Genomic DNA, 25,896 nt, shown 5'->3' with positions numbered 1-25,896 from the left:
CGGCCGCGGACACACGTCGGCGCATGGAACTCTCGCCCGAGGAGTACGGTGCCTACTGGCGCGCGTCGATTCGCGTCGCCGCCGGCGTCCTCGTCCTCTTCTTCGGCCTCCGTTTCACGTCACCGTTGCGGACCCATCCCGAAGCGGGGGCGTCCGTTCTGGGCGTCGTCTTGCTCGTCTTGCTCGCCCTCGTCGGAACGTACCTCGCGATGCTCGGCGTCGCTCGAGTCGTCCAGACCGCGGTCGACGCGGAAACGTAGGCGTCCGCGAGAGCGTCCGATACCCTTTACCTCCTCCGTTTCAAAATTCGGGGTATGAGTTCCGTCCCCGAGCGCTCCGAGGTCGACGAGGAATATACCTGGGACCTCGAGAGCATCTACGCGACCGACGACGACTGGGAGTCCGCCTACGAGGCGGTCGCCGAACGCGTCGACGACCTCGAGACCTACGAGGGGCGGGTCACCGACGACGCTGACACCCTCTTCGAGGTACTCGAGTTGCGCGACGAGATCATGCGCGAGGTATCGACGGTCGCGGCTTACGCCCGCATGCGCCGCGACGAGGACACGACGAATCAGGAGTACCAGGCGTTGACGGCCCGATCGCAGTCGCTGGCCGCCGACGCCCAGTCCGCGGCCTCCTTCATCGATCCCGAAATTCAGGAGCTGACCCGCGAGGAGTTCGAGTCGATGGTCGAGGCCGAGCGCGGCCTCGAGACCTACGACCACTACGTCGACGACGTCCTCCGGATGAAACCCCACACCCGCTCGGCCGAAGTCGAGGCGCTGTTGGCCGATCTCGGCGAAGTGATGGGCGCGACTGGCGAGGTGTACACCATGCTCTCGAACGCCGATATGGGGTTCCCGACAGTGGAGGATCCCGAGGGGGAAGCGATCGAGATCACCCAGAGCAACTTCACTAATCTGCTCAAGCGACCCGACCGCGACTTTCGCCGGCGGGTCTACGAGGGCTACTTCGACGAGTGGGCGTCGGTCCGGAACGCGGTCGCCGCGTCCTACAAGAACAGCGTCAAAGCCGACGTCAAGACCGCTCGAGCGCGCAACTACGACACGGCGCGCGAAGCCGCCCTCGACGGCCCGAACGTCCCCGTCGAGGTCTACGACACGCTCGTCGATACCGTCCACGACAACCTCGACAAGCTCCACCACCACGCCGAACTCAAACAGCGAGCGCTGGGCGTCGACGACCTGCAGATGTGGGACCTCTACATGCCCCTGACGGGCGACGAGGGCCCGGACCTCGAGTACGATCGGGCGACCGAGTACGTCGTCGACGCGCTCGCGCCGCTGGGCGAGGAGTACCAGACCCGCGTCGCCGAGGGGCTCGACTCCCAGTGGGTCGACGTCTACGAGAACGAAGGGAAGCAATCCGGTGCGTATTCGGGAGGTACCTACGACACGCAGCCCTTCATCCTCCTGAACTATCAGCGCGACATCTCCTCGATGTACACGCTGGCCCACGAACTCGGCCACTCGATGCACTCCGAACTCACGAAGGAGGAACAGCCCTTCATCTACTCGAACTACGAGATCTTCGTCGCCGAGGTCGCCAGCACGGTCAACGAGGCCCTGCTGACCAACCACCTCCTCGAGACCGTCGACGATCCCGAGTTCCGGAAACACGTCCTCAACGAGTTCCTCGAGCGGGTCCGATCGACGCTCTACCGCCAGACGCTGTTCGCGGAGTTCGAACACGAAACCCACCGCCTCGAGGAGGCGGGCGAGCCGTTGACCGCCGATCGACTGGACGAGGTCTATCGCGGACTGAAGGAGGACTACTACGAACCCGCCGTGGTCGACGACCGCATCGCCACCGAGTGGATGCGCATCCCGCACTTCTACCGGGCCTTCTACGTCTACCAGTACTCGACCGGCATCTCCGCCGCGCTCGCGATCGTCGACGACGTCCTCGAGAACGGCCAGTCCGCCGCCGAGGACTACCTCGAGTTCCTCCGCCGCGGTTCCCGGGAGTACCCGCTTGAACTCCTGCGGATCGCCGGCGTCGACATGAGTTCCTCGGACCCGATCGAGCGCGCGCTCGAGACCTACGGCCGGCGCCTCGAGGAGTTCGAGTCGCTGCTCGAGTGATCGGCGCTGCGCTTCCCCCGATAGCTTGCCATAGCCGGGCCAACTGTACTGCTATCCGACAGAAATTCCTCCGGGACCCAAAGGCACATTTACTGTCGCTATCTTAACGGCGTATATCAGGATGTCTCGAAGCCCGTCTATTCCCGACCGACCTCACCGCGATATCGACGCCGATCTCCCCGACGACGAGCGGCTCGAGGCGCTTCGCGGGCACTACGAAGAGCTCGTCGACGTCAACGACAAGCTGTCGGCCCAGCTCGACGACGCCGAGGACCGCCGCGAACGCCTCCGGGAGAAAGTCGACCGCGTCGAACGCGAGAACGAGACGCTGAAGAGCTCGTCGCTGTACATCGCCACCGTCGAGGACGTCCTCGACGACGAGCAGGTCATCGTCAAACAGCACGGCAACAACCAGGAGGTGCTCACGGACGTCTCCGCTCGGATCGTCGATAGCGTCGCGCCGGGCGACCGCGTCGCCGTCAACGACTCCTTCGCGATTCAGACGGTGTTGAACACCGAGACCGACGCGCGCGCCCAGTCGATGGAGATCACCGAGAAGCCCGAGGTCACCTACGCGGACATCGGCGGCATCGACGAGCAGGTCCGCGAAGTCCGCGAAGCCGTCGAACAGCCCCTCGCCGAACCCGAGCTGTTCGACGAGGTCGGGATCGATCCGCCCAGCGGCGTGCTCCTCTACGGGCCGCCGGGGACGGGCAAGACGATGCTCGCCAAGGCCGTCGCCAACGAGACCGACGCCACCTTCATCAAGATGGCCGGCTCGGAGCTCGTCCGCAAGTTCATCGGCGAGGGCTCCCGGCTCGTTCGCGACCTCTTCGAGATGGCCCGCGAGCGCGAACCCGCCATCATCTTCATCGACGAGATCGACGCCATCGCGACTCGCCGAACGGAGTCCAAGACCTCCGGCGACGCCGAGGTCCAACGGACGATGATGCAGCTCCTCTCGGAGATGGACGGCTTCGAGGCCCGCGGCGAGATCCGCATCATCGCGGCCACCAACCGCTTCGACATGCTCGACCGCGCCATTCTCCGCCCCGGCCGGTTCGACCGCCTCATCGAGGTCCCCGAACCAAGCGAGGAGGGCCGCGAGCAGATCCTCGCGATCCACACCCGCGGCATGAACGTCGCCGACGACATCGACTTCGCCGACCTGGCAGCCGACACCGACGGCTACTCCGGCGCGGATATCGAGAGCCTTGCCACCGAGGCCGGCATGTTCGCCATCCGCAACGACCGCGACGAGGTCAGCCATCAGGACTTCGCCGACGCCTTGGAGAAGATCGAGAAAGACGACTCGAGCGACGTGATTTCGTCGGCTGGTTACTTCTACCAGTAAGCACGAAGTTTTGCTCTGCGGGCGCGGCGAAGCCCCGCCCTCGGCAAAAATTCGATTAAAAGCACTCCTCCGTTCGTTCCTTTCAGTCACTCACATCGGTCGTCGTCCCGCTCGTTCGCTTCGCTCACTCGCGGTGCGTATTAGTAAACAGCCTGCCCTCCCCCGGTTCGCGGAACCCTCAGTTCTTCGGGCTCCGCTCGCGGCCACTGCACGATCGTGTCTCCGAGTTTAGATCGCAATGCCTTACGCCGCTCGTCCCCGAACGCGAGTATGAGCACGATTCGAGTCGTCTGGGGGGCCGCGTCGGCTCCCACGGCGATGGCGTCCTACGACGCGGCCCTCGCCGAGGCCGGCGTCGAGAACTACAATCTCGTCTCCGTCTCCTCCGTCATTCCCGCCGAGACGCACGTCGAGGCCGTCGGTACCGCCCCCGATCTCGGCCCCGCGGGGGACCGTTTGACCGTCGTCGAGGCTCGAGCCACCACCGCCGGCCCAGGGCGCGTGAGCGCCGCGCTCGCGTGGTCGCAATCGGTCGACGGCGGTCCGGGCTTGTTCTACGAAACCGCGGGCGAGACGGACCGGTCAGACGTCGAACGCCGGGTTCGCGAGGGACTGGCTGCGGGACAGGAGCTTCGCGACTGGCAGTTCGCGGACCCGCAGGTCGCCGTCGAGAGTCGGCAGGCCGATTCGGGTCGGCACACGACGGCGGTCGTCCTCGCAGTGTACGGCGACAGCGAGCCGATCCTCTCGGATTGACCCAAAGCGAACCCTTTTGGCCCGGCGGCGCATTGCTACGGGTACACACTTCTCATGAACGGAAATACGCCGTACGCAGGGCTACCGGGCGAGACTGGTGCTGGGCAGCGTGCAGCGGCGGACGTTCCTGATCTCTCGAGCGCACAGAAACGACTGCTCCACCGCGACGTCTCGCGGATCGCGGCCCGAACGCGCGAGTTCCTTCCGAACGAATACGTCGTCGACGCCGACGTCTCGACCGGGATGACCGGCCCGCAGGTCACCGTCGCCGTCCGACCGCCGGTCGGTCACGCGGTCAGCGCGGGCTTCACGCCCGACCTCGAGGAGGCGGCCCCCGAGGAGGTCATCACCGCGGACGAACGCGACGAAGTCGCCCGCGGACTGGCCGCGAGCGCGGCGCTACAGGTGAAACAGGCGATCAGCAACAACGTGCGGCCGACCGGCAAGTAGCCGGGCCCGCCGTCGCGTTTCCGCGCCCGATCGCCTCGATCGATCGGCGGCGACCACGACCCGCTTTTCGACGCGTCGATTCGAGCACTATAGTAGCCACTGAACGTCAATGCACACCTGATCGGACGATGGCGTTGCGATCAGTGTGTGATTCGTTTCAGTGGCTACTATAGCCCGGCTGCTCGAGCCGGCGTCGGCACTCGAGGTCGATCTCACGGGAACAACGCAGTTCGATCAGCGAAGCGAGATAGCGAGCGCGCCTGACTCCTTACTGCGTGCTCGTCGGGGACTGCGCGGCGGTGTCCGGCTGAATCTCCTCGAGTTCGTCCCGTTTCTCCTCGGCTTCTTCGGCCTCCGCCTCGGCCTCTCGCTCCGCTTTCTCTTCGGCTTCCTTCTTCTCCTTGATCTTCTTCAGGCGGAACGTCTCCTCGCGTTCTTGCTCCTCGAGTTTCTGCTCGATGTACTCCTGATTGTCGTATAGTTCCGGCAGGAGCTTGAACTCGAGGGCGTTGACGCGGCGCTTGGTGGTCTCGATCTCTCGGAGCATCTTCTTCATCGCCGTTTCGACCTCGGCGGCGAGGATGATGCTCTGCAGCAGGTCCTCGTAGGCTTCGGCGGCCTCGTCGATGCGGGCGGAGGTGCCCATGATCCCGTAGCCGCGCTGATCGAGGCTCTTGGTGACTTTGGAAGACTCGATCTGGGGCACGACGACGCCCATGATGTTTTTGGATTCGGTGGTGATCTCGGGGTGTTCCTGCAGCGCCGCGGCGGCACCGCGGACCGCGACGTCGCCTTCCATCGCCCGGGCCATGTTGATCTTCTTCTGAGCGGCCTGGTAGTCGTCGGCGAGGTCGCCGCGAACGTCCTGGGCCTTGTCCAGAATGTCCATGAACTCCATGATCAGCCCGTCGCGTTTCTTCTCGAGCGTGCCGTGGCCCCGCTCGGAGAGCTCGATGCGATCCTCGATCGCCATCAAGTTCTTGCGAGTGGGCTTGACGTCGTTGGCCATCTTGTGGGGGGCTAGCGCCCCCAGTCGGATAACTGTTTACAGTTTTCCGCGCACCGCTCGCCGCCGAACGGCGGGAACTCGACCGCGAGGGTCGGGCTACCCGAGAAACAGATCGACCATGTCGCCCGACGACTGGCCCTTGTAGAGTTCCGAATAGCCGCAACTCGTACAGCTCACGACGTGAAACCGACGGTTCTGGACGTCGAGGAGCTTCGAGAGGCCGCTCCCGGTCGTCGAAACCTTGTCGATCTCCGTCTCTGTGTGGCCACACTTCGGACAGCCGCGATCGTCGTCTCGCATACGTGCCCCATTCGTGTCATCTCACAAATCTTTTGTGCCCGGCCCCTCGAGTATCGACCGAGCCATGGCCGCCGTCGTCGTGATCTTGCTCCTCGTCTCCCTCGTAATCCCGCTCGTCCTGTGGCTGGCGATCAGTCGAGAAACGTCGGATCCGACCGTCGTGGACCGGCGGGAAGCGGAACGGATCGCGAAAGAACGCGGCGGTCGAGAGCCGTCGCGTTCGGCCCGCGACCGGAGTCGCTCGGTCGACGGCCGTCGCACGGTTGCAGACGGTCGTGTTCGGGACGACGAGCAGGATCGATCCGATCGATCCCCTGGATTCGATCGGAGCGAGCGCGACGGGTGACCGTTATTTCTTTTCGACGGGGTCTCGCGACACCGCCTACTCGAGGATGTGGACCCGCTGCTCGTCGATGGAGAGCGGGATCGATTCGCCGACCCGATAGCCGTCGATCCCGTCGGCGTGTAGCGTCACGGTCGTATCGTCGGGCAGCGTCGCCGTGAGCTGGGTTCGGTCCCCGAGATACGTCACGTCGGTCACGTCGGCCTCGATCGGTCCCTCGCCGAGTTCGAAGGCGGCGGGCCGGGCCGCGACCCGCACCGAGCCGTTCGTCTCGGCCGCCACGGGCAGTTCGGCAAAGCCCAGATCGACGTGGCCGTTCTCGGCAACGCCCTCGAGGAGGGTCGAACTCCCGACGAAGTTCGCGACGAAAGGGTTGGCGGGCCGGCGATAGATCTCCGCGGGCGGTCCCACCTGCTCGAGCGTGCCGTCCGCCAGCACCGCGATCCGATCGCACATCGCCATCGCCTCTTCCTGATCGTGGGTGACGTAGAGCGCGGTCACCTCGAGGTCGGCCAGCAGGTCGCCGATCTCGTCGCGCAGTCGGGTCTTGAGTTCGGCGTCTAACCCCGTCATCGGCTCGTCAAGCAGGAGGACGTGCGGTTCGATCGCGAGCGCCCGCGCGAGGCCGACCCGCTGTTGCTGGCCGCCCGACAGCGTCGTCGGCCGCCGGTCGGCCAACTCGGCGATGTCGAGCATGGCGAGCAGTTCGTCGGCGCGCTCACGGCGCTCGGCTTTCGGGACGCCCTGCATCTTCGGTCCGAACGCGACGTTCTCGCGGACGGTCATGGTGTCGAACAGAGCGTAAGACTGGAAGACCAGCCCGACGGTTCGCTCTTCGGGTGGGACGTGTGTCACGTCGACCCCGTCGAACAGTACTCTGCCCTGCGTCGGCGTCTCGAAGCCGGCGATGGTCCGCAGCGTCGTCGTCTTCCCGCAGCCCGAGGGGCCGACGATCCCGAGGATCTCGCCGTCCCGGATCGTCAGGTCGATCCCGTCGACGGCCACCTCGTCGCCGTAGGCCTTCGTGAGCGACTCGAGGGTAACGTCGCTCACGGCCGGCCACCTCCGGCTGCCGCCGCGAGCCGAGGTCGGTGAGCGATTCGATTCGGTTTTCGGTCGACAGTATATTTCGGTGTCATCGTTGTGCGGTCGAAAACCCTCTGTTGCCAAGCAGTTGGAGGACGAGTATCGCGGCGACGACGATCACGAAGTAGACCGAGACGGCCGCCGCAGACTGGAGGTGCGTGGCGTTCGAGATGTTTCGGTAGAGGAAGATCGCGAACGGATCCGGGCTTCCGCTCGCGACCATGTACGTGAAGTTAAACTCCGCGGCCGCGAGCGTCCAGGTGATAATACAGCCGGCGACGATCCCCCGTTTGGCGTGGGGGACGATGATCGTCAGAAACGCCCGCGGCCACGAGGCACCCAGCGATCGGGCGCTCTCCTCGAGGCGGACCAGATCCATCGATTGAAACGAGCTTTGGACCGTCAGGACCATGTACGGCGACTTGAGGAGACAGTAGCCGACGATCAGCCCCAGCGCCGAGCGGCCGTGTTCCGGATAGGTCTGCACGAACGCGATTCCGAGGATCAGCCCCGGCACGAGCGGCAGGATCGCGAACGTGTTGACCCAGTTCCGCGCGAAGAAGTCGTACCGCGCGAGCGCGTACGCGACCGGGACGCCGATGATCACGTTCAGGACCATGCCGCCGGTCGCGACCGCGAGGCTGAATGCGAGTCCGGGGATCGCGTTCGCTCGCACGCCGTGCTCGCCGAAGCCGAGTACCTGTCGCCAGTGCTCGAGCGTCACGAACCCCCGCGGGACGACGCCGGCCGCCGACTGTGCGAACGACGAACCGAACGTGACTAGGACCGGAACGGTCAGGAACGCGACGACGATAGTGACGACGCCCATTAGAACCGGACGGCCGACTGCCGTCGACAGCGCCGTTCTCGATCGCAACCACCCCTCGTTGCCGGCTGTCCCGGTTGTGCCTCCGTCCGGGCGCGGATCAGCGCGTGCCGCCCCGGACGTCGACGCCGGGCGATCGCCGTTCTCGTCCGATTCCGTGGGCCCGGTCATCTCAGATCTCCACCGCATCGTTTTCGACGAACCGCAGCCCAACGAACGTGAACGCGACGATAAAGACCACGTAGACGAGCCCGATCGCGGCCGCAACGTCCGGGTTGTACGAGCCGACGCTCATCTCGTTGTGTATCTGGAGGGTGATCACCCGGTGGCTCTGCAGAATCAACACGGTCCCGAAGATCGCGAGCCCGGAGCGGAACGTGAGAATCACGGCCGCGACGATCCCCGGGCGGATCTCGGGGAACGTGACGTGATAGAACGTCTGCCACCGGCTCGCGCCGAGCGCGCGTGCCGCCTCTTCGGCCTGCGTGTTGATCTCCGCGTAGGTCCCGCGCAACACCATGGTCGCCCGCGGGAGCAACGAGTAGACGAACCCGAGAAAGAGGCCGATGATCGCGGTCGCGCTCGCGAGCTCGAGCGGTGCCCCGCCCGTCGCGACGGCGACCGCGTTCGTTACCAGCCCCTGTCGGCCCAGCAGAACGATGACCAGGTACGCAACGATGATCCCTGGCAGTGCGATGGGAAACGACACCGCCGCGACGACGAGCCGCTCGGCGGGCAGGTCGTATTTCTCGAGGACGTGTGCGACCGCGACGCCGAGCGCGACGCTGACGGCCGTCGCCAGTCCGACGAACCACAGCGTGTTCCAGGCGACACGCCGGTACTCCGAGGTCGTCGCGAGCGTCTCCCAGGCCTCGAGCGACCACCCCTCCATCCAGATCGTGTCCTCCGCGAGGCTGATCCGGACGAGCATCGCCAGCGGGACGAAGCCTGCCACGACCGCGAGCGCGAAAAACGGGAGGCAGAGGACTGCGATCCGCCGGCGTTCGCGCTCGCGTTCGGTCGTCGGACGGGCGGTCGTCGACGCGAGCGTCGCGACTCGACGGACCGACGACGTCGCCGATTTCCGGACTGACATCCGCGATCACTGGGCTCCCTGCAGCGGGGTTCGATCGACGAGTTCCTCCTGAATATCGGTCTGGTTCTCGACGAGCGTCTCCTGATCGACGGTGAATCCGGCCGCCTCGTAGGACGACTGGTCCGGGAACTCGTCGGGCTGGTCGAGGTCGTTCGCTCGGATCGGGCGGACGTAGGCGTCGAAGAACAGCTTCTGACAGTCCTCGGTCAACACGTAGTCCATGAACAGCTTCGCCGCCTCGGGATTGGGCGCGTTCCGCAGGAGGGCGTAGCCGTAGGGGACGTTCATCGCGCCCGGCTCGCCGTCCGGACCGGGGAGGATCGCGACCTCGATCTGGTCCTCGTCGAACTCGTCGTTGTTGTACTTGAGGTTCAGTCCGGTGTAGTCGTACTCGACGACGGTCGAGATCTCGCCGGCGGTCATCGGCCCCTCGACGTTGCGCCGGAAGTCCGCGCCGTGGTCGGCGATCGCCTCGTGGTACTCGATGACCGGGTCGAGGTTACCCAGATCGCCGCCGTAGGCCCGGTTGACCGACAGCGCGGAGGCCTGCCCGTTGGCGGTGTGGGGCGGCGTGAAGGCAAGATCCTGCGCGATGTCGGGGTGTTTCAGGTCCTCCCACGTTTCGGGGGCGTCCAGTCCCCGCTCCTCGTAGATGTCGGCCCGGTAGGTCACCGCGGTCGTCATCTGTCGAGTCGCGGTCACGTGGCCGTCGTCGGTCTTCAGATCGCCGGGAACGACATCCCAGTTGGCCGGCTTGTAATCGGTCGTCAGGTCGTCGTTCATCGCCTCGAGGCCGAACGAATAGCCGCCGTTGTACGCCGAGTGGGTCGGGTTCCGGGCGTTGGCTCGCATGTCCTCGAGGGCCTCGCCGGAGGAGCCCTGCGCGTCGTACAGCGGGAGGTCGTACTCCTCTTCGAAGGCCTCCATGACGGCCCCCCAGTTCGACCAGCCGGTCTGGACGCAGTAGATTTGTAGTTCGTTGGGGAACGACGAGGAGTCGATCTCGGTCTCGTACTCGCCGTGGCCGACGGTGTAGGTCTCGCCGCTCCCCCCGCCGGTGAGATCGCTCAGGCAGCCCGCGACCGCGACGGTCCCGGCGGCAACCCCACTCGAAAGCACTTTTCGTCGCGTCGTCCCTGTCGGGTCGGACATACTCGAGAATCCGCCAAAACCTACTAATTCGTTGCTATGTTCGGGATACTGACCTATATAGGGCGCCGTAGCGACACGGAGTGGTCGGGTCCGATCCCTATCTGGTCGCCGGCCTCGCTCGTCACCCCTGTCCAACCATCCGCTCTTCGTCCTCCCACTCTTCCTGTCGAAGTTCGTACTTCTGGACCTTTCCCGTCGCCGTCGTCGGTAGTTCTTCGACGAACTCAATCCTGTGGACCACTTTGTAGCCCGCGAGATTCTCGCGAGTAAAGGCCTCGAGATCCCCCTCCGTTACGCCCGGATCGTCCGGGTCGCCGCTCGAGGGCACGACGAACGCCTTCGGCGTCTCGCCCCACTCGTCGCTCGGTGCCGGAATCACGGCCACGTCCGACACCTCGGGGTGGTCGAACAGCGCGTCCTCGAGTTCGATGCTCGAGATGTTCTCCCCGCCCGAAATGATGATGTCCTTCTTGCGGTCCTGAATCGCGATCAGCCCGTTCTCGTCGATCGTCGCGAGGTCGCCCGTGTGATAGTAGCCCTCGACGCGATCGGTAAAGGCCTCCTCGGTCGCTTCGGGCTTCTCCCAGTACTTCTCCATGATCTGGTTGCCCCGGACGACGACCTCGCCGAGCGTCTCGTCGTCGCGCGGGACGTCGGTTCCGTCCTCGTCGACCACCCGAATTTCGGTTCCCAGGTAGGCCAGCCCCTGCCGCTTCTTGATTCGGAACCGGTCGTCGCTGTCGTCGTCGAAGCGCCGGCGGGCGTCGGAGGTGGTGATCAGCGGCCCCGTCTCGGTCGCGCCGTAGACGTGTTTCAGGTACCAGCCGAACTCGTCCTCGACGGTTCGGATGGTCGCCTCCGGCGGCGCGCTGCCGGCGGTCGCCAGTCTGACTTCCCTCTCCCCCGTCGTTTCGGGTTCGTTCTCTCCGTAGTAGTCGACCAGCATGTTCAGCACCGTCGGCGCGCCGCACATGTAGGAGACGTCTTCCGATCGGACGGTCTCGAAGATCTCCCCGGCGTCGATCCCGCGCGTGCAGACGTGGGTCGCGCCGATCCCCGTCACCGCGAAGATGTGGCCCCAGCCGTTCGCGTGGAACATCGGCAGCGTCCACAGGTAGGTGTCGTCGTCGGTGATCTCCTGATGGGCCACCAGCAGGTAGGCGTGAATCGTCTCGCAGCGATGGGTCCGGCAGACCCCCTTCGGATCGCCCGTCGTCCCCGAGGTGTAGTTGATCGTGATGATCTCGTCTTCCGCCATCTCGGGCCGGTCGTACTCGGTGCCCGCGTCCTCGAGCACGCCGTCGAACCGTTCCCACTCTCCTTCCACTTCGGTCGGATCGTTCGTAATAAAGGTCTCCGTCGGCACCTCGTCGCGGATTTGCTCGACCCTGTCGGCGAAATCGTAGTCGGCGTAGATCGCGTCGACGCCCGCGTCCGACAGGATGTACTCGAAGTCGTCGGGCGTGAGCCGGTAGTTCAGCGGGGTATGGACTGCCCCGAGCTGCATGATTCCGTATGCCGCCTCGAGGTGGTAGTGCGTGTTCGGATCGAGCACGGCGACGCGGTCGCCCTTCTCGATCCCGCGCTCTTGGAGCGCCGCCGCAAATCGATCGGCGCGTTCGCCGAGTTCGTCGTACGTGAACCGTTCGCCCGTGGTGGCGACCACCGCCTCGTCGTCGCCGTAGTGCGTCCGCGCCCGGTCTAAGAACTCCGGGACGAGCAGTGGTTTGTGCATACATACCACGATTCACCGGCGGAGCATACGGTTGTTTCGGTTTGTCGCATACAGTGACATTTTATCACCTCTCGTTCCGTACTCTGGCTCGTGTTTCCGACGGTCGCCCGCGACGTCTCGCTCCCCGACGATTTCGACTCCCCCGACACCGGCTTCCGGATCGGGATCGGCGTCTACCTCGCCGCGGTCCTGACCGGCGCGGCCCTCGTCGCCGGCGTCGCCTTGAACGCCTCGAGCGGCGTCCTCGTCGCCACCGTCCCGACGACCCTCTCGATCGGACTCGTGGTCGGCAGTGCCCTCGGGGCGAGGGCCGACGGACTGCCCGAGCGAACGGGTCGCAGCCGCCGGCTGACGGCCGCGTGGTTCGTCCCCGCGGTCGCGTTCGCGGGGTCAGCGCTCGCGGCGGTCTTTCTGCCATCCATACCGATCGCGCTCGCACTCGCGAGCGGTCTGGCAACGGCCGCCGCGCTGTTCGGCGCGGCCGTCGTCGCCACGATGGCTCGGACGCGGTACGTGGCGGCGATCACCCCCGACGACCCGGTCGCGGCCTGGCGGTGGCACTCGCCCAACCGGGCGCTGTGTCTGTACGCGTTCGCTACCTGCTACTTCGCGCTCGGTTTCGTCACTCGGGAAATCAGCTTTTTCACCGTGCAGTGGTTCCTGCTCGGTCTCCTCTTTCTCGTTCAGGGACTCGAGGCGAGCGGACGGCTCGATCGGCTGGACGTGGATCTGGGCGGGGCGCGGACCGCCCGCGAACTCCGCATCCACGAGGCGGGGCTGGTCGCCGCGGGGCCGACCGGAACGCGGCTGGTTCCCTGGACCGACATCGGGAGCGTATCGCTGACCGACGAGAACCTCGTCCTCGAGCGACCGTGGATCGATCTCCGGTGTGATCGCTCGGCGATCGACGACCCCGAGGGAGTACGCGCGGCGATCGAACAGCGCCGAAACCGTGCCGGTCTCGACTGCGCGTGAACGACAGATAACTCTCGCAAAAGGGCGACCCACGGCCAAAAAACAGTGCGGTCTCGACTACTTCAGTCGGCGGTTACTTCGGCTGCCTCAGACTCGTCTTCGCGGTAGTGCTCCGCGATGAGGTCCTCGTCGATCCGGTTGAGCGCCTCTTTGGGCAGGTCCGACAGCAGGTCCCAGCCGACCTCGAGCGTCTCGTCGATCGAGCGGTTGGTGTCGTACCCCTGCTGGACGAACTCCGACTCGAAGCGGTCGGCGAAGTCGAGGAACTTGTTGTCCCGCTCGGACAGCGCCTCGCGACCGACGATGTTCACGAGGTCGCGCAGGTCCTCACCCTCCGCGTAGGCGGCGTACATCTGGTCGGAGACGTCGCCGTGGTCCTCTCGAGTGAGTCCCTCGCCGATCCCGTCGTCCATCAGCCGCGACAGGCTGGGCAGGACGTTGACCGGCGGCTCGATCCCCTGACTGTTGAGGTCCCGATCCATCATGATCTGGCCCTCGGTGATGTAGCCGGTCAGGTCCGGGATCGGGTGCGTGTCGTCGTCGCCGGGCATCGTCAGGATCGGAATCTGCGTGACCGACCCCTCCTTGCCTTCGATTCGACCCGCGCGCTCGTAGAGCTGCGCCAGGTCGGTGTACATGTATCCGGGGTAGCCACGCCGGCCCGGGACCTCCTCGCGTGCGGCACCGATCTCTCGCAGCGCCTCACAGTAGTTGGTCATGTCCGTCAGGATGACGAGCACGTGGTAATCCTTCTCGAAGGCCAGGTACTCGGCCGTGGTGAGCGCGAGTCGCGGCGTGACCTGCCGCTCGACTGCGGGATCGTCCGCGAGGTTCATGAAGACGACCGAGCGCTCGAGCGCGCCGGTGCGCTCGAAGTCGTCCATGAACTCGTTCGCCTCTTCGGCGGTGATCCCCATCGCACCGAAGACGACGGCGAACTCGGAGCCCTCGCCCTCTTCGTCTTCTTCCGGCACCGTCGCCTGACGGGCGATCTGCAGCGCCAGTTCGTTGTGGGGCAGTCCCGACGCCGAGAAGATCGGCAGCTTCTGGCCTCGGACCAGCGTGTTCATGCCGTCGATGGCGGAGACGCCGGTCTGGATGAACTCCTCGGGGTACTCCCGGGAGTAGGGGTTGATCGCTTCGCCGACGATGTCGTGCCGTTCCTCGGGGACGATCTCCGGACCGCCGTCGATCGGGTTGCCGGAGCCGTCGAGCACCCGCCCGAGCAGATCCTCGGTGACGGGCATCTTCATCGTCTCGCCCAGGAAGCGAACGGAGGCGTTGCGGTCGATACCGCCCGTTCCTTCGAACACCTGGATCGAGACGATTCCCTGACTCGATTCCAGCACCTGGCCGCGCAGCGTTCGCCCGTCCTCGGTCTCGATCTCGACGATCTCGTCGTAGCCGACCGGTTCGTCGACCTCGGCGAACACCAGCGGACCGCTGATTTCCGTGATAGTCTGGTACTCTTTCATTGTTTAATACAGTGCGCGCAGTTGGTCTGCGAGGTCGCTCTCGATGTCGTCGATGAACTCGTTCCACTCCTCGGCCGTGCCCATCCGGTTGAGCTGCGGCGCGGCGTCGACGTCCTGAATCTCCTCGACCGGGACGCCCGCTTCGAGCGCCTCGAAGGCCTCGTCGTTGAACGTCTTGATGGCCTCGAGCATCCGGTAGGTCTTCTCGGGTTCGCAGTAGGTGTCGACGTCGTGGAGCGCGTTCTGCTGAAGCCAGGCTTCACGAATGTAGCGTGCGACCTCCATCGTGAGCTGCTGGTCCTCCGGCAGCGCGTCCTTGCCGACGAGCTGGACGATCTCCTGGAGTTCGTCCTCCTCGTCTAACACGTCGACCGCCCACTGGCGGGTGTCCGACCAGTCGCCGGCGACGTTGCTCTCCCACCACGGGTCGAGCTGGTCCTTGTACAGCGAGTAGGACTCGTTCCAGTTGATCGAGGGGAAGTGCCGACGCTCCGCGAGGTCGGCGTCCAGCGCCCAGAACGTCTTGACGATACGCAGCGTGTTCTGGGTGACCGGCTCGGAGAAGTCGCCGCCCGGCGGCGACACTGCACCGACCACCGAAATCGACCCTTCGCCGCCGTTCATCAGCTGGAACTTGCCGGCGCGCTCGTAGAACTCCGAGAGCGCAGCCGCCAGGTATGCGGGATACCCCTCCTCGCCGGGCATCTCCTCGAGTCGGCTCGAGATCTCCCGCATGGCCTCGGCCCACCGCGAGGTGGAGTCGGCCATCAGCGCGACGTCGTAGCCCATGTCGCGGTAGTACTCCGCGATCGTGATTCCCGTGTAGATACAGGACTCGCGGGCTGCGACGGGCATATTCGACGTGTTGGCGATGAGACAGGTCCGGGCCATCAGCGGGTTCCCGGTCTGCGGGTCGGGCAGTTCCGGGAAGTCCTCGATGACCTCGGTCATCTCGTTGCCGCGCTCGCCACAGCCGATGTAGACGACGATGTCCGCGTCGGACCACTTGGCGAGTTGCTGCTGCGTGACGGTCTTCCCGGAACCGAACGGACCGGGAATCGCCGCCGTCCCGCCCTTCGCGAGCGGGAAGAGGCCGTCCTGGACGCGCTGGCCCGTCACCAGCGGCTCGGTCGGCGTCTCCTTGTCACCGGCCGGCCGAGCTTCGCGGACCGGCCACTCCTGGTGCATCTGGATCTCCTCGCCGCTCGAGAGCTCGACGACGGTCTCCTCGACGTTGAATTCGCCGTGCTCGATGCCGGTGACTTCGCCGCCCTCGTAGTCCGGCGGGACCATGACCTTGTGGTCGATGGTGACGGTCTCCTCGACGACCCCGACGATGTCGCCGGGCTCGACCGAGTCTCCTTCCTCGACCTCGGGGGTGAACTCCCACTGCTTCTCGAGGTCGATTCCGGGAGCGTCGACCCCGCGGTCGAGAAATGCCGTCCCCATCTTCTCCTCGAGGACGTCCAGCGGGCGCTGGACGCCGTCGTAGATGGAGTCCAGCATGCCGGGTCCGAGGTCGACGCTCAGCGGCTCGCCCGTGTTCTGGACGGGTTCGCCCGGGCCGACGCCGGAGGTTTCCTCGTACACCTGAATTGTGGTCAGGTTCCCTTCGATTTCGATGACCTCGCCCATCAGTCCTTCGTCGCCGACGTAGACGACGTCGTTCATCCGGGCGTCGAGGTCCGTGGCGGTCACGACGGGACCGCTCACGCTTTCGATTACACCGTCTTCGTCGACGGATTCGATGTCTTCTGCCTGGCTCATAGTTTAGCTGTCTTCGTCCTCGTCCATCAGGTCGATCCCGATCGCGCGTTTGATCTGGTCGCGCAGTCCGCCGCCACCCGTGCCACTGCCGATGGTGACGACGACCGGCTCGACGCTCGTTTCGACCTCCTGTCGAACGTTTCGAGACAGGTGGTCGAGATCCTCGTCGTGCATGACGACGATACCGACGCCCTCGTCCTCGAGGGCGGTCGTCGCCGCGTCGTCTAACCGTTCGTCCTTCTCGTCGTCCGGGACGTTCTCGAATCGGCGGACGCCTGCGAGGCGGAAGCCGGTCGTGAACTCCGGACTGCCGACGACTGCGATTTCCTGGCTCATAGGATCACCAGCTCTTCTTCGATTTCGTCCTCCGAAAGGCCGACCTCGCGACCCCGTGCGATCGCGCGAATGTTTTCGACCTCGCGCTCCTTCGCGAGGATGTACGACAGCACGGCCGACACGGAGGTCGGATAGATGCTCGAGAGCGTGTCCGCGTACTCGAGCAACGCAGCGTCTAGTGCGTGCTCGAACTGGATAAGGCTGTCAGCTTCTCGCAGCCGCGAGAGCGCGTCGGAGAGCCGGTCGCCGTAGCGGCCGTTTTCGGCGATGTGGTCGACGAGCGCGTCGTAGTCGCCGACGAGTCGGCTCAGTTCCGACTCGCTGAACAGGACGCCGCCTTCGATGTAGTAGCTCGCCGGATCGAGGTCGGCCCCGCTGCGCGCGAGGCGTAGCGCGTTCCGAGCGTTTCGGAAGTCGATTTCTGCCTCGAGAAACTCGACGTAGTTCGCTTCCGGCCCCTCGTAGGGCCGGCCGAGGTCCGCGAGAAGGTTCTCGTAGAACGCTCGGTCCAGCGCGTTTTCGAGCGGAATGAGCGCACCGGTCTCCTCGAACGCTTCGCTGGCGTCCGCCAGCGGCTCGCCGAATATCGATCCGTCGAGGAGCTCGATCGCGTCCTCGATGTCGTCGACCTCGAGCAGCCGTTCGATCGTCCGTTCGTCGAGCTCGCCGGCGCGGATGAGATCCGTCCGGATCTCCTCGGGATCGCTGTCGGTGTAGATCCCGCGAATAATCACCTTGATGTTCCAGACGTCGAACTTCCGGAGGTACCGGGCGATGAGGTCGTAGAGTCGTCCGTTCGACCACTCGAGGAGATCGTCGAAGTGCTTTGCGAGGTTGCGGTTCAGCGCGTACTCGATCAAGTCGACGCCCGAAAACCGCGTTCCGAGCTCGTTGATTTCGCGTTCGTACTCCGTCTCCTCCATGAACCGCGCGATCTCGCTCGGCCCCATCCGGATCAGCTTGCGGTAGTCTTCGTCCGCGAACAGCGTGGCTCGGCGCGACCGAACGCGAGCGTTCACGTATTCCGGATTCGAGGCGCCTGCGCTCATTGTTCGAAGAGTCGGTTGCTGATCTCCTGGAGGTTGTCTTCCCACACGTCCTCGAGTACCGAATCGAACGTGTTGTTGATTCGGACGCGGGACTGGTCGCTTTCGACGACGACGCCGCCGAGACACTCGTACTCGCCGGCGTACTCGTAGCCGTCGTAGTCGTCGATGATCGACTCGATCAGTTCGGCGTCCTCGCTGCGGCCGTAGACGTTGACGTCGTCGCCCTCGTCGAACTCGGCGCTCGCAGCCTCGAGCAGGTCGCGGGTGAGTTCCTCGCGGGTATCCCCCTCGAGTGCGGCGAGTTCCGATTCGACCGCGTCACGGACCTCGCCGAGGACGTCACGGCGTGCCTCCAGGCGCTTCTGTTTCGCCTCCAGCTTCGCGCTGGAGAGTCGCTGTTCGCGCAACTGCTCGATCTCGCGTTCGACGTCGGCTTCGGCGTCGGCGACGATTTCGTCCGCGTCCGCTTGGGCGGTCGTTTCGATCTCTTCGGCGCGCGTTTCGCCCTCTGACCGGATATCCTCCGCACGCGCGTGAGCCTCTTCTCGAATGTCCTCAACGACTGTATCCAGACTCATAGTAAGAAAGTTCGATAGACGCTTAGACGAAGAGCGCGACCAGCGCGAAGATCACGAGCGTCTCGGGCAGGACCGTCAGGAGAATCCCGATACCTGGCGAGATGGAGTCTTCGGCGAGCGCGCCGACGACTGCGGCGCCGATACCGCGCTCCGCATAGCCCGCGCCGATCGCTGCGAGACCGATACCGAGTGCAGCTGCGGCACCCTGCTCGATCGATGGGCCGCCGCTCGCGGCACCCTCTTGAAGGACGACGTTCTCTGCGAGACTGTTCATGGCGATCGCGATGTCAGGTAGAGGTTCGATCATGATTACGTGTTCTCTTGTGGTTGTGAAACCGGACAGGTTCTACTACTCCCCACCGTCTTCATAAAACTTCCCAAACCATATTGCCGAATCCCGTCGTGTAGCGGCTGAGCTCCCTTCACGGAGGATATTACATTTTCCGATTTCCGATCGACTATGTCGCTGGTTCACTCGTCTCTCGACCGAGTCCGATCGTGAGTCGCGTCCGTTGCCGAGCCGTCGACGGTCGATTTCGCCGCGTCGGCGTCCCCCAGCCACTCCCCGTCTCTCGATCCGGGGACGGTTTCGGATCCAATCGGGGCCGGAACTGCCGCGAGCTAGCACTCGAGCGGACTCGCTTCGTCGACCGATAACAGCAGAGAAAACGGAGAGGCGAGAGGTGAGCGGTCGTCTCAGTCGTCGTCGGACGTCCGTTCGTGGCCGAAGGGACTGAACTCTCGGCCGCCGCCCTCGTAGAACTTGTTGAAGAATTCGACGTACTCGAGACGGATCCCCTGCAGGCCGGCGCTCGTAACGCCGAGCAGGAGAACGACGATGTGGCCGAGGACGAGGATGAACACGCCGATGATGGCCGTGCCGATCCCGCCGTGGAGCAGCCCGCCGAACATGATCTCCGTCACTTCGTGGCCGTGTGACGTTGCGCCGACCTCCGGCATATGACCGGTGGCAAAGTGCCACTCAGCGTGGTCACCTTCGCCGGTGACGTAGACGCCGAAGAACAGCATGTTAACGACGAACGCCATGCCCGCCTTCGCGAGGATGACTGCCGCGATCCGCAGGTACGAGAGCACGTCACCGAGGACGCTGAAACTCTCGAGCCCGCCGATGATGATCCCCAGTGGGCCGTAGTGTCGGACCTCGCCGTAGATCATCGTCACCAACCCGATCACCGCGACCGGGACGCCGACGTAGAGACCGACCTCGGCTGGGAGGCCCGTGAAGCCGAGTTCGTACGCCGCCTCGGATCCGTTCCCGAGCGAGGTGTAGAGGAACGACGGCTTCGGGCCGTCGAACTCAGGCGCCGATCCGACGCCGTGACGGCTGAAGATCCAGGTCCAGAAGCCGAGCATGAGCAGCGCCCACGAACCGTGTTCGAAGTAGGATTCGGCGACACCGTGGCTCATGTCGTTGATGAAGCCGAGGATGTAGCCGACGGTGAGGTGGAGCAGGCCGAGCAGGACGCTCAGCATGAGCCACGTCTGGCTGTACTTCGAGAACACCGGCTGGAGTCCCTTGTGCATCGGCGGCTCGCCGCCGAAGAGGACGGCTCCCAGAACGTGCATACCGAAGATCTCGCCGTACAGGATACCGAACAGCATCGTGAAGCCGCCGGCCCACATCCCGATCGCGCCGAGGCTCCGAATCACGTCGCTGTCGAAGCGACTGTACAGCAAGAATCCGATCGTCGTGTACAGGATCCCGTAGCCGAGGTCGCCGATCATGAACCCGAAGAACGCCGGGAACGTCAACAGCAGGAATATCGTCGGATCGAGTTCGCTGTACTTCGGCCGATCGATCATCCTGAGCAGGAACTCGAACGGCTTCGCCGCACCGGTGTTGTCCTGCACGACGGGCGGTTCGTCCACCATCGTCACGACGCCGGCGCTACCGGTCGCCGTCGTGCCACCGTCGGCGGCCACCTCTCGGGTTGCGGTCTCTCGTTCCTCCTCTTCTGTCGTCTCGTCCGAGCCGCCGGGTCCGCCGTGGTCGACTTCTTCCGCGTGCGTCGGATACCCTTCGTCGTTGTAGTCGGCCCGCACGAGCTCTTCGATCTCGAGACTGTCGCCGACCGCGTCGTTCAGCGTGGCGACGAGTCGATCGTACTCGTCCGTCGGGATCCAGCCCTCCGCGACGAACGCGTGTTCGGTCGTCGCGAACTGCAGCGGCGCTTCCGATTGCTGGACCTCGACGGTCAGTTCCTCCTCGACGCGCAGGAGGAAGGCGGCTTCCTCGGCTTTGATCTCGTCGAACTCCGCGTCGATCTCGTCGACCTGTGACTCGAGTTCGCGCTTTCGCGTCTCGAGTTCGTCGACGTAGTCGTCCGGACTCCGCTCGGTGTCGGGCACCTCGTAGCGGGTGAAGTCGACGCCGACCAGCGCGTCGTCGATCGGGTCTTCGTCGGCGTCCTCGGTGGGTGCGGCCACGACGGCCACGATATCGCCACCGGTGAACGTCTCGAACGCCCGAATGTCCTCGGACGCGCCGAGGGCCGCCTCGACCTCGTCGAGAGGGCCCTCACCGACGAGGACGTCGACCGTCTCGTACCCCGACAGCAGGTCGAGATCGATACCGAGCTCCGCGAACGGAGCGACGCGGTCGATCTTCTCGTTGATCTGTCGGAGCTCTTCTGTGATCTCCCCGCGGCGATCGTCGAGTTCGTTGACTCGCGTCCGAACCTCCTCGAGTCGCTGTTCCCAGCCCGCCTCGAGCGTTCCCGGTTCGGCCTCGTCGGCCGACAGCTCCAGGGTGCTCTCGAGGGCGCGGACGGTCACCAGCTTCTCGGAGGACCCCTCGGCACCCGCCATGGGGTCGCCGTTGTCGAACCCCTCCCAGGAGCCGTCGTAGTCCGAGAGGTGGACGAGATTCAACTCGTGAATCGTCTCGATGACCGCGGGCATGACGCCCCTGGATCCGGTCACTGAGACCTTGCTCATCCGCTCAGGTCTGAGCATGGACGTCCTCCTGGAACAGTTCGACGACGTGGTCGGTCACTTCGTCGACCCGATCCCGGGCGCGCTCGGCCAGCGCCTCGCGCTCGCGTTCGCCTTCTTCGAGGACCCGCTCGCACTCCGCGTCGATCTCCTCGCGAGCGTCCTCCAGGCGGCGCTCCGTCAGCTCCTGGGCCTCCTGTTCCGCTTCCGTGCGAATCTCCTCGGCTCGTTCCCGGGCCTCGGCTATTCGCTCGTCGCGGTCGTTTTCTGCCTGTGCGACGATCTCGTCGGCCTCCGCTTCCGCCGACTTAATTCGTTCGAGAACCTGTGGCCTCGGCATACTCTAAGCAGTCGGTTGTTTGCCAGAGCGCGTATATGGTAGTTGCGAATCTGCCTCGGCGCGAACCGGTCCTGACGGGGGGTAATATCTGCTTACACCGCGTTCGGAGCGCCGGGAACAGCAGACATATGGCGATCGGACCGAAACTCGTCACAAATGGGACTTCTCGAGAACAAAGCCCGCGCCCGACTGTTCTACAAGTACCTCTCGCGGGTCTACGATCGGGTGAACCCCTTCATCTGGAACGCTGAGATGCGCAGCGAGGCCCTGTCGCTGCTCGATTTCGAGGACGACATGACCGTCCTCGACGTCGGCTGTGGCACCGGCTTCGCGACCGAGGGCCTGCTCGAGCACGTCGACGAGGTTTATGCGCTCGATCAGAGCGAACACCAGCTCGCCCAGGCGTACGAGAAGTTCGGCACCCGCGCGCCGCCCGTTCACTTCCACCGCGGCGACGCCGAGCGGCTGCCGTTCGGGACCGATACGTTCGACGTCGTCTGGTCCTCCGGCTCGATCGAGTACTGGCCGAATCCGATCCTCGCCCTGCGGGAGTTCCGTCGCGTCCTCAAACCCGGCGGACAGGTGCTCGTCGTCGGACCGAACTATCCCGACAACGTCGTCAGTCAGCTACTGGCCGACTCGATCATGCTATTCTACGACGAGTACGAGGCCGATCGCATGTTCAAAACCGCCGGCTTCGAGGACGTGAAACACGCGTTTATGGGGCCGTCGTACGATCCCGACGTCGCCATCACGACGATCGGCCGCGCTCCGGAGTGATCGAGGGTCGCTGCCGTTCCTCCTCGTCAGGCTGCCGTCGTCTCGAGGGTAGCCACCCGTCGGCCGTCGACGGTGAGCGTGACGGTGACCGAATCGCCGGTCGCGAGCGTCGGTCCGTTGTTGGCGATCGACACGCCGGCCCGCTCCCCCGCCGTCCACGTCGAATCGCTTTTCGCGTTGAACGGGCCGTCGGGCGCGCCGTCGAATCCCTTCGCGCCAACGAACGGAATCGGCGGTTGTGCGTCCAGTTCCGCGCCGTCGACTGCGATCGTCACCGATAGCGCCTCGACGTCGATCGCATCGCCGGCTACGTGCTCGATCGTGATCGACGAGTCGTTTCCGTCGGCCGCCAGTTCGAAGCTCGCGGTCGGCCCGGCCGACTCGAGCGACCACGCGCCGACGCCGGCCGCGACGACGGCCGCGAGACAGACGGTGAGGACGACTAACGCGAGGACGCCGACGACCGGACTGATACCCCGGTTCGATTCGGGGTCGCTCGCGGACGCGGATCCCGTGGTCGGCGGGCCAGTTATCACACGTCTCGTGGCCGCCCGATCCGATATAAAGAGTCGTTCGACCCCTCGAGGGGAGCCGCCGGCGACTGCTATCGATCTATCCGCTGATACTCGTGCTGATACGCTTCCCGGTCGTCGTCTCCACAGTCAACTCGTATCCGCCTCCGGGCGGTACGAACCACATCGTCCCGTCGGCGCCCGTTTCACCCACTTCTGCCCCATCGACACTGATCGTCGCCGATCGCAACTCACCGGTCTTCGAATCCGAGACGATGAGTTCGCTCGGCCCGTTACCCACCGTTTTGTTGACCGTCAGATCCAGTCCCTCCTTTGTTACGGGTTGTTGCGACGCTACCGGTAACGAATCCTGATCGAGGTGCTGAACCTCCCGGTGAATGTCACTGGTTCCGCCGTCGAGGTACGTCTGGAGGTGGCCGTGATCGTGGCTGATATCGAGCTTGTACAGCTGTACCGTCGTGTGCATGTTGAACGACGGTGACGACCTCGTCTCGTTCGCCCACGGATACATTTCGAGTGTATACTGGTACGCGTCGGTGAGACCGCTAAACTGGGACGGTTCTGAGACGTTTCGGTTGTCGAATCGGACGGCCTCGCGAACGTAGTTATCGTCGAGCATCGAGATAACGTAGCCGTTCTCGGAGGTTTCGACGGTGACGATGGTCTCGCTGTCGGTCAGTTCCTGTCCGCGCGTCGCCGCCATCAACCGCGACCGGGCCTCGGTCCGATGCATCTCGAGTCTCCCCTGTTCGTCCTCGATCGGCAGCGAACTGTTCGAGACTCTACTCGCCCGCTCATCGAGTTCGTCGAGTGACTCGGAGAGGACTGCCGCTTCCTCGTAGTTTCGAAGCAGCGTCTCCAGTAACAGCGAACTCGACAAGCTCCCGTTCGCGTGCGCTCTCACGGCTTGGCGTTCGCGTGATTCGAGCGCGTCGGATCGCTCTTTGATCCGGTCGAACGCGTTCCGGAGCATCACGCGTTTTTCCTCGGTAGTCGCATCGTCGAACCCTCGATCGACGCTGGCGTACTGCGCGTGATCGGCTCGGATCTCGTCGTCCATACTTGCGAGCATCGTCCCGACACCGTAGCTGGGTCTGGCGTGCTCGCTTCTGGCCGCGTTCTCGAGCGAGAGGCGGTTCGTCGTGTTCTCTAGCACCTGTAGATCGGAGTCGGATCCATCTGCGGTCGAAAGCTGCTGAAAGGAAGAATCGGCGGTCGCCGACGGGTCGTTTCCGGGGGCCGCGACGATGGGGGCGACGAGCAGCGAGAAACCGAGAAGTATTGCGAGGAGTGGCGGAATCGCGCGGTTCATCGGACGACTCTATGCTCTCCTGATATAAAAACCGGTCGCACTCCCAGTAACTGCGAGTGTCCCGATCGAACGACGGGTATATGGACTTCTTACCGCTCGCTGCAAACCCGCTCTCCGCTCCGGAAACCCTTCACGGCCGTTAGTAACGTTTTATTTTCCGATGGAAAGTGTTTTTTCCCCCGGGAAACCACCGTTGGTACGCATGCGGGTATCCACCGCCGTCACACTCGCCCTCACAGCCCTCCTCACGATGTCCCTTTTCGGGGCGGTGGCCGTCGCGCCGGCTGCAGCCGAGACGCCGTCCGAATACGATCGGGCGGCGACAGTCGACGATCGGTCTCACTCGCTGTCAGGTGTCGCACAGCCCTCCCAATTCGTCGCTCCCCCTCGATCCGCCGCGGCCGAGTCAGCGTCCCCGTCCGTGGCTACCGCGCAATCGAATCCGCCGCTTGAGCGGGCCGACCCGAGACAGATCATTCGGCTCTCCGTTCAGCACGATGGTGATGTCCGGTGGACGATCGAGAGTCGCTTTCGCATAACGAGCGCGGAAGAGGAAGCGTTATTCGACGACTATGCCGCGAATTTCGAATCAGGTCAGCAAGACGTCGCGTTCGACCACGACCGATTCGATGAGGCTCGACAGACCGCCGAGCGGACGACTGGCCGCGACATGTCGATCGAAGACGCCGGCTGGGACGAGCCGCGGATCGTCGATTCGCCGGGCGGAGCCGACGGCGAGGACGTCCGGATCGGCGTCATCTCGTACTCGGTTACGTGGACGAACTTCGCCACCGTCGAGGACGACCGGATCTATTTCGGTGACGCATTCCAGACCGGCAGCGGTACGTGGATGTCGTTAAACGGGGGCCAACGGCTCGTCATCGAGACGCAGTCGAATTACGCGCTCGAAACCCCGACGCAGCTCACGTGGGACGGTCCCTACGAGTTCACGAGCGACGAACTCGAGATCGTGTTCGTTCAGACGGGCGGAGGTGGGAACGCGAGTCCCCTGGATCTGTCGTGGTGGTGGCTTCTCGTTATCGGTGGAATCGTCGTCACCGCTGGGATCGGTGGGTATCTCCTGTTCCGGCGTGACGGGCTGAGCGACCTGCCGATTCCGACCGAGCGGTTCCCGGCACTCGAGTCGATCGGTATCGGTGACCGGAGCGCTAGCGAGCGGACCTCGTCGAGCGACGGGTCCGACGGTACCGGACCCGCGGTCGGTGCGGCCAGTTCCACGGCCGAAGCGCCCGACAGGGCCGGCATCGACGATGGGGGCGCGGGTGCTGGCACTCACCTCCAGTTCGAAGAGCCGGTCACCGAGGACATCGATCCGGAACTGTTGAGCGACGAGGAACGCGTTCTCCGCCTGCTCGAGCGAAACGGCGGCCGGATGAAGCAGGCAACCATCGTCTCGGAGACGGGCTGGTCGAACGCCAAGGTGTCGCAGTTGCTCTCGAAAATGGACGACGACGACGATATCGAGAAGCTCCGTATCGGCCGGGAGAACCTCATCACGCTGCCCGGTGTCGATCCGACCGAGACTAACTGAGCGTCTCGAAGCGCTGTGGTATCGGTTCA

Annotated in this window: 26 protein-coding genes; 9 read left to right on the top strand and 17 right to left on the bottom strand. The window is 64.7% G+C overall.

Annotated elements, in window-relative coordinates; translation table 11 throughout:
• Nucleotides 1-23: 23 nt before the first annotated feature.
• From AC0QDI_RS17050 to AC0QDI_RS17030, 5 genes are all read left to right on the top strand, one after another.
• On the top strand, nt 24-260 hold the full coding sequence (locus tag AC0QDI_RS17050) for a hypothetical protein (protein ID WP_474670290.1): 237 nt from the start codon (nt 24-26) through the stop codon (nt 258-260).
• Nucleotides 261-314: 54 nt separating this feature from the next.
• On the top strand, nt 315-2,108 hold the full coding sequence (pepF, locus tag AC0QDI_RS17045; protein ID WP_474670288.1) for an oligoendopeptidase F: 1,794 nt from the start codon (nt 315-317) through the stop codon (nt 2,106-2,108).
• Between the two features lie 121 nt (nt 2,109-2,229).
• A complete protein-coding gene (gene pan2 / locus AC0QDI_RS17040; RefSeq protein WP_474670286.1) occupies nt 2,230-3,462 on the top strand; it encodes a proteasome-activating nucleotidase Pan2 in 1,233 nt (410 codons plus the stop codon).
• A 270-nt stretch (nt 3,463-3,732) separates the two neighbouring features.
• Nucleotides 3,733-4,218, top strand: a complete 486-nt coding sequence (locus AC0QDI_RS17035; protein WP_474670284.1) for a pyruvoyl-dependent arginine decarboxylase — start codon at nt 3,733-3,735, stop codon at nt 4,216-4,218.
• A gap of 54 nt (nt 4,219-4,272) precedes the next feature.
• Complete coding sequence (locus tag AC0QDI_RS17030; protein WP_098725374.1) at nt 4,273-4,668, top strand: DUF5811 family protein; 396 nt, start codon at nt 4,273-4,275, stop codon at nt 4,666-4,668.
• Between the two features lie 268 nt (nt 4,669-4,936).
• Here the strand turns inward: AC0QDI_RS17030 and AC0QDI_RS17025 are convergent, their stop codons facing one another.
• Nucleotides 4,937-5,677: a V-type ATP synthase subunit D gene (locus AC0QDI_RS17025; RefSeq protein WP_474670281.1), complete on the bottom strand. Its 741-nt coding sequence runs from the start codon at nt 5,675-5,677 to the stop codon at nt 4,937-4,939.
• 96 nt (nt 5,678-5,773) lie between these two features.
• Nucleotides 5,774-5,977, bottom strand: coding sequence for a zinc ribbon domain-containing protein (locus tag AC0QDI_RS17020; RefSeq protein ID WP_474670279.1), 204 nt, complete (start codon nt 5,975-5,977; stop codon nt 5,774-5,776).
• A gap of 64 nt (nt 5,978-6,041) precedes the next feature.
• Here AC0QDI_RS17020 and AC0QDI_RS17015 point away from each other — a divergent pair, with 64 nt between their 5' ends.
• Nucleotides 6,042-6,323 (top strand): DUF8143 family protein, encoded by a 282-nt coding sequence (locus AC0QDI_RS17015; protein WP_474670277.1) that lies wholly within the window; start codon nt 6,042-6,044, stop codon nt 6,321-6,323.
• Between the two features lie 36 nt (nt 6,324-6,359).
• On the opposite strand, the gene AC0QDI_RS17010 is transcribed toward AC0QDI_RS17015, so the two are convergent.
• From AC0QDI_RS17010 to AC0QDI_RS16990, 5 genes are all read right to left on the bottom strand, one after another.
• Nucleotides 6,360-7,373: an ABC transporter ATP-binding protein gene (locus tag AC0QDI_RS17010; protein ID WP_474670275.1), complete on the bottom strand. Its 1,014-nt coding sequence runs from the start codon at nt 7,371-7,373 to the stop codon at nt 6,360-6,362.
• Nucleotides 7,374-7,455: 82 nt separating this feature from the next.
• Nucleotides 7,456-8,403, bottom strand: a complete 948-nt coding sequence (locus tag AC0QDI_RS17005; protein WP_474670273.1) for an ABC transporter permease — start codon at nt 8,401-8,403, stop codon at nt 7,456-7,458.
• A 1-nt stretch (nt 8,404) separates the two neighbouring features.
• Entirely contained in the window at nt 8,405-9,328 is a 924-nt protein-coding gene (locus tag AC0QDI_RS17000; protein WP_474670271.1) for an ABC transporter permease, read from the bottom strand.
• Nucleotides 9,329-9,334: 6 nt separating this feature from the next.
• Nucleotides 9,335-10,480, bottom strand: coding sequence for an extracellular solute-binding protein (locus tag AC0QDI_RS16995; RefSeq protein ID WP_474670269.1), 1,146 nt, complete (start codon nt 10,478-10,480; stop codon nt 9,335-9,337).
• 121 nt (nt 10,481-10,601) lie between these two features.
• Entirely contained in the window at nt 10,602-12,215 is a 1,614-nt protein-coding gene (locus tag AC0QDI_RS16990; protein WP_474670267.1) for a long-chain-fatty-acid--CoA ligase, read from the bottom strand.
• 90 nt (nt 12,216-12,305) lie between these two features.
• On the opposite strand from AC0QDI_RS16990, the gene AC0QDI_RS16985 reads away from it, so the two are divergent.
• Nucleotides 12,306-13,190, top strand: a complete 885-nt coding sequence (locus AC0QDI_RS16985; protein WP_474670265.1) for a PH domain-containing protein — start codon at nt 12,306-12,308, stop codon at nt 13,188-13,190.
• 62 nt (nt 13,191-13,252) lie between these two features.
• Here the strand turns inward: AC0QDI_RS16985 and AC0QDI_RS16980 are convergent, their stop codons facing one another.
• The 8 genes from AC0QDI_RS16980 to ahaH all read right to left on the bottom strand — a co-directional run bounded on the left by AC0QDI_RS16980 (nt 13,253) and on the right by ahaH (nt 21,690).
• Nucleotides 13,253-14,665, bottom strand: coding sequence for an ATP synthase subunit B (locus AC0QDI_RS16980; protein WP_474670263.1), 1,413 nt, complete (start codon nt 14,663-14,665; stop codon nt 13,253-13,255).
• Between the two features lie 3 nt (nt 14,666-14,668).
• Entirely contained in the window at nt 14,669-16,432 is a 1,764-nt protein-coding gene (locus AC0QDI_RS16975; protein WP_474670261.1) for an ATP synthase subunit A, read from the bottom strand.
• Between the two features lie 3 nt (nt 16,433-16,435).
• Nucleotides 16,436-16,768, bottom strand: coding sequence for a V-type ATP synthase subunit F (locus tag AC0QDI_RS16970; RefSeq protein ID WP_226039534.1), 333 nt, complete (start codon nt 16,766-16,768; stop codon nt 16,436-16,438).
• Nucleotides 16,765-17,817 carry a V-type ATP synthase subunit C gene (locus AC0QDI_RS16965; RefSeq protein WP_474670259.1) on the bottom strand — a complete coding sequence of 351 codons (1,053 nt, stop codon included), beginning with the start codon at nt 17,815-17,817 and terminating at the stop codon, nt 16,765-16,767. The genes AC0QDI_RS16970 and AC0QDI_RS16965 overlap by 4 nt, the downstream gene beginning before the upstream one ends.
• Nucleotides 17,814-18,395: a V-type ATP synthase subunit E gene (locus AC0QDI_RS16960; RefSeq protein ID WP_474670257.1), complete on the bottom strand. Its 582-nt coding sequence runs from the start codon at nt 18,393-18,395 to the stop codon at nt 17,814-17,816. Before AC0QDI_RS16960 ends, AC0QDI_RS16965 begins: the two co-directional genes overlap by 4 nt.
• Before the next feature lie 22 nt (nt 18,396-18,417).
• Nucleotides 18,418-18,681 carry a hypothetical protein gene (locus AC0QDI_RS16955; RefSeq protein ID WP_474670582.1) on the bottom strand — a complete coding sequence of 88 codons (264 nt, stop codon included), beginning with the start codon at nt 18,679-18,681 and terminating at the stop codon, nt 18,418-18,420.
• 410 nt (nt 18,682-19,091) lie between these two features.
• On the bottom strand, nt 19,092-21,371 hold the full coding sequence (locus AC0QDI_RS16950) for a V-type ATP synthase subunit I (RefSeq protein ID WP_474670255.1): 2,280 nt from the start codon (nt 21,369-21,371) through the stop codon (nt 19,092-19,094).
• Entirely contained in the window at nt 21,358-21,690 is a 333-nt protein-coding gene (gene ahaH, locus AC0QDI_RS16945) for an ATP synthase archaeal subunit H (protein ID WP_098725390.1), read from the bottom strand. Before ahaH ends, AC0QDI_RS16950 begins: the two co-directional genes overlap by 14 nt.
• 156 nt (nt 21,691-21,846) lie before the next feature.
• Between ahaH and AC0QDI_RS16940 the strand changes: the two genes are divergently transcribed.
• Entirely contained in the window at nt 21,847-22,470 is a 624-nt protein-coding gene (locus tag AC0QDI_RS16940) for a methyltransferase domain-containing protein (protein WP_474670253.1), read from the top strand.
• Nucleotides 22,471-22,496: 26 nt separating this feature from the next.
• On the opposite strand, the gene AC0QDI_RS16935 is transcribed toward AC0QDI_RS16940, so the two are convergent.
• Both AC0QDI_RS16935 and AC0QDI_RS16930 read right to left on the bottom strand, forming a co-directional pair.
• Entirely contained in the window at nt 22,497-23,003 is a 507-nt protein-coding gene (locus AC0QDI_RS16935; RefSeq protein WP_474670580.1) for a type IV pilin domain-containing protein, read from the bottom strand.
• A 79-nt stretch (nt 23,004-23,082) separates the two neighbouring features.
• Nucleotides 23,083-24,315 carry a DUF7096 domain-containing protein gene (locus tag AC0QDI_RS16930; protein WP_474670251.1) on the bottom strand — a complete coding sequence of 411 codons (1,233 nt, stop codon included), beginning with the start codon at nt 24,313-24,315 and terminating at the stop codon, nt 23,083-23,085.
• A 202-nt stretch (nt 24,316-24,517) separates the two neighbouring features.
• Here AC0QDI_RS16930 and AC0QDI_RS16925 point away from each other — a divergent pair, with 202 nt between their 5' ends.
• Nucleotides 24,518-25,867 (top strand): helix-turn-helix transcriptional regulator, encoded by a 1,350-nt coding sequence (locus AC0QDI_RS16925; RefSeq protein WP_474670249.1) that lies wholly within the window; start codon nt 24,518-24,520, stop codon nt 25,865-25,867.
• Nucleotides 25,868-25,896: the final 29 nt, after the last annotated feature.

The sequence above is a fragment of the Natrinema sp. LJW11 genome, assembly GCF_056135975.1.
This window is presented reverse-complemented; position numbering and strand designations above follow the sequence as displayed.

Excerpts from the sequence above, each read along its gene's own strand:
- AC0QDI_RS17050 (WP_474670290.1), top strand. The coding sequence starts at position 24 with ATGGAACTCTCGCCCGAGGAGTACGGTGCCTACTGGCGCGCGTCGATT.
- pepF (WP_474670288.1), top strand. The coding sequence starts at position 315 with ATGAGTTCCGTCCCCGAGCGCTCCGAGGTCGACGAGGAATATACCTGG.
- pan2 (WP_474670286.1), top strand. The coding sequence starts at position 2,230 with ATGTCTCGAAGCCCGTCTATTCCCGACCGACCTCACCGCGATATCGAC.
- AC0QDI_RS17035 (WP_474670284.1), top strand. The coding sequence starts at position 3,733 with ATGAGCACGATTCGAGTCGTCTGGGGGGCCGCGTCGGCTCCCACGGCG.
- AC0QDI_RS17030 (WP_098725374.1), top strand. The coding sequence starts at position 4,273 with ATGAACGGAAATACGCCGTACGCAGGGCTACCGGGCGAGACTGGTGCT.
- AC0QDI_RS17025 (WP_474670281.1), bottom strand. The coding sequence starts at position 5,677 with ATGGCCAACGACGTCAAGCCCACTCGCAAGAACTTGATGGCGATCGAG.
- AC0QDI_RS17020 (WP_474670279.1), bottom strand. The coding sequence starts at position 5,977 with ATGCGAGACGACGATCGCGGCTGTCCGAAGTGTGGCCACACAGAGACG.
- AC0QDI_RS17015 (WP_474670277.1), top strand. The coding sequence starts at position 6,042 with ATGGCCGCCGTCGTCGTGATCTTGCTCCTCGTCTCCCTCGTAATCCCG.
- AC0QDI_RS17005 (WP_474670273.1), bottom strand. The coding sequence starts at position 8,403 with ATGACCGGGCCCACGGAATCGGACGAGAACGGCGATCGCCCGGCGTCG.
- AC0QDI_RS17000 (WP_474670271.1), bottom strand. The coding sequence starts at position 9,328 with ATGTCAGTCCGGAAATCGGCGACGTCGTCGGTCCGTCGAGTCGCGACG.
- AC0QDI_RS16995 (WP_474670269.1), bottom strand. The coding sequence starts at position 10,480 with ATGTCCGACCCGACAGGGACGACGCGACGAAAAGTGCTTTCGAGTGGG.
- AC0QDI_RS16990 (WP_474670267.1), bottom strand. The coding sequence starts at position 12,215 with ATGCACAAACCACTGCTCGTCCCGGAGTTCTTAGACCGGGCGCGGACG.
- AC0QDI_RS16980 (WP_474670263.1), bottom strand. The coding sequence starts at position 14,665 with ATGAAAGAGTACCAGACTATCACGGAAATCAGCGGTCCGCTGGTGTTC.
- AC0QDI_RS16975 (WP_474670261.1), bottom strand. The coding sequence starts at position 16,432 with ATGAGCCAGGCAGAAGACATCGAATCCGTCGACGAAGACGGTGTAATC.
- AC0QDI_RS16970 (WP_226039534.1), bottom strand. The coding sequence starts at position 16,768 with ATGAGCCAGGAAATCGCAGTCGTCGGCAGTCCGGAGTTCACGACCGGC.
- AC0QDI_RS16965 (WP_474670259.1), bottom strand. The coding sequence starts at position 17,817 with ATGAGCGCAGGCGCCTCGAATCCGGAATACGTGAACGCTCGCGTTCGG.
- AC0QDI_RS16960 (WP_474670257.1), bottom strand. The coding sequence starts at position 18,395 with ATGAGTCTGGATACAGTCGTTGAGGACATTCGAGAAGAGGCTCACGCG.
- AC0QDI_RS16950 (WP_474670255.1), bottom strand. The coding sequence starts at position 21,371 with ATGCTCAGACCTGAGCGGATGAGCAAGGTCTCAGTGACCGGATCCAGG.
- ahaH (WP_098725390.1), bottom strand. The coding sequence starts at position 21,690 with ATGCCGAGGCCACAGGTTCTCGAACGAATTAAGTCGGCGGAAGCGGAG.
- AC0QDI_RS16940 (WP_474670253.1), top strand. The coding sequence starts at position 21,847 with ATGGGACTTCTCGAGAACAAAGCCCGCGCCCGACTGTTCTACAAGTAC.
- AC0QDI_RS16930 (WP_474670251.1), bottom strand. The coding sequence starts at position 24,315 with ATGAACCGCGCGATTCCGCCACTCCTCGCAATACTTCTCGGTTTCTCG.
- AC0QDI_RS16925 (WP_474670249.1), top strand. The coding sequence starts at position 24,518 with ATGCGGGTATCCACCGCCGTCACACTCGCCCTCACAGCCCTCCTCACG.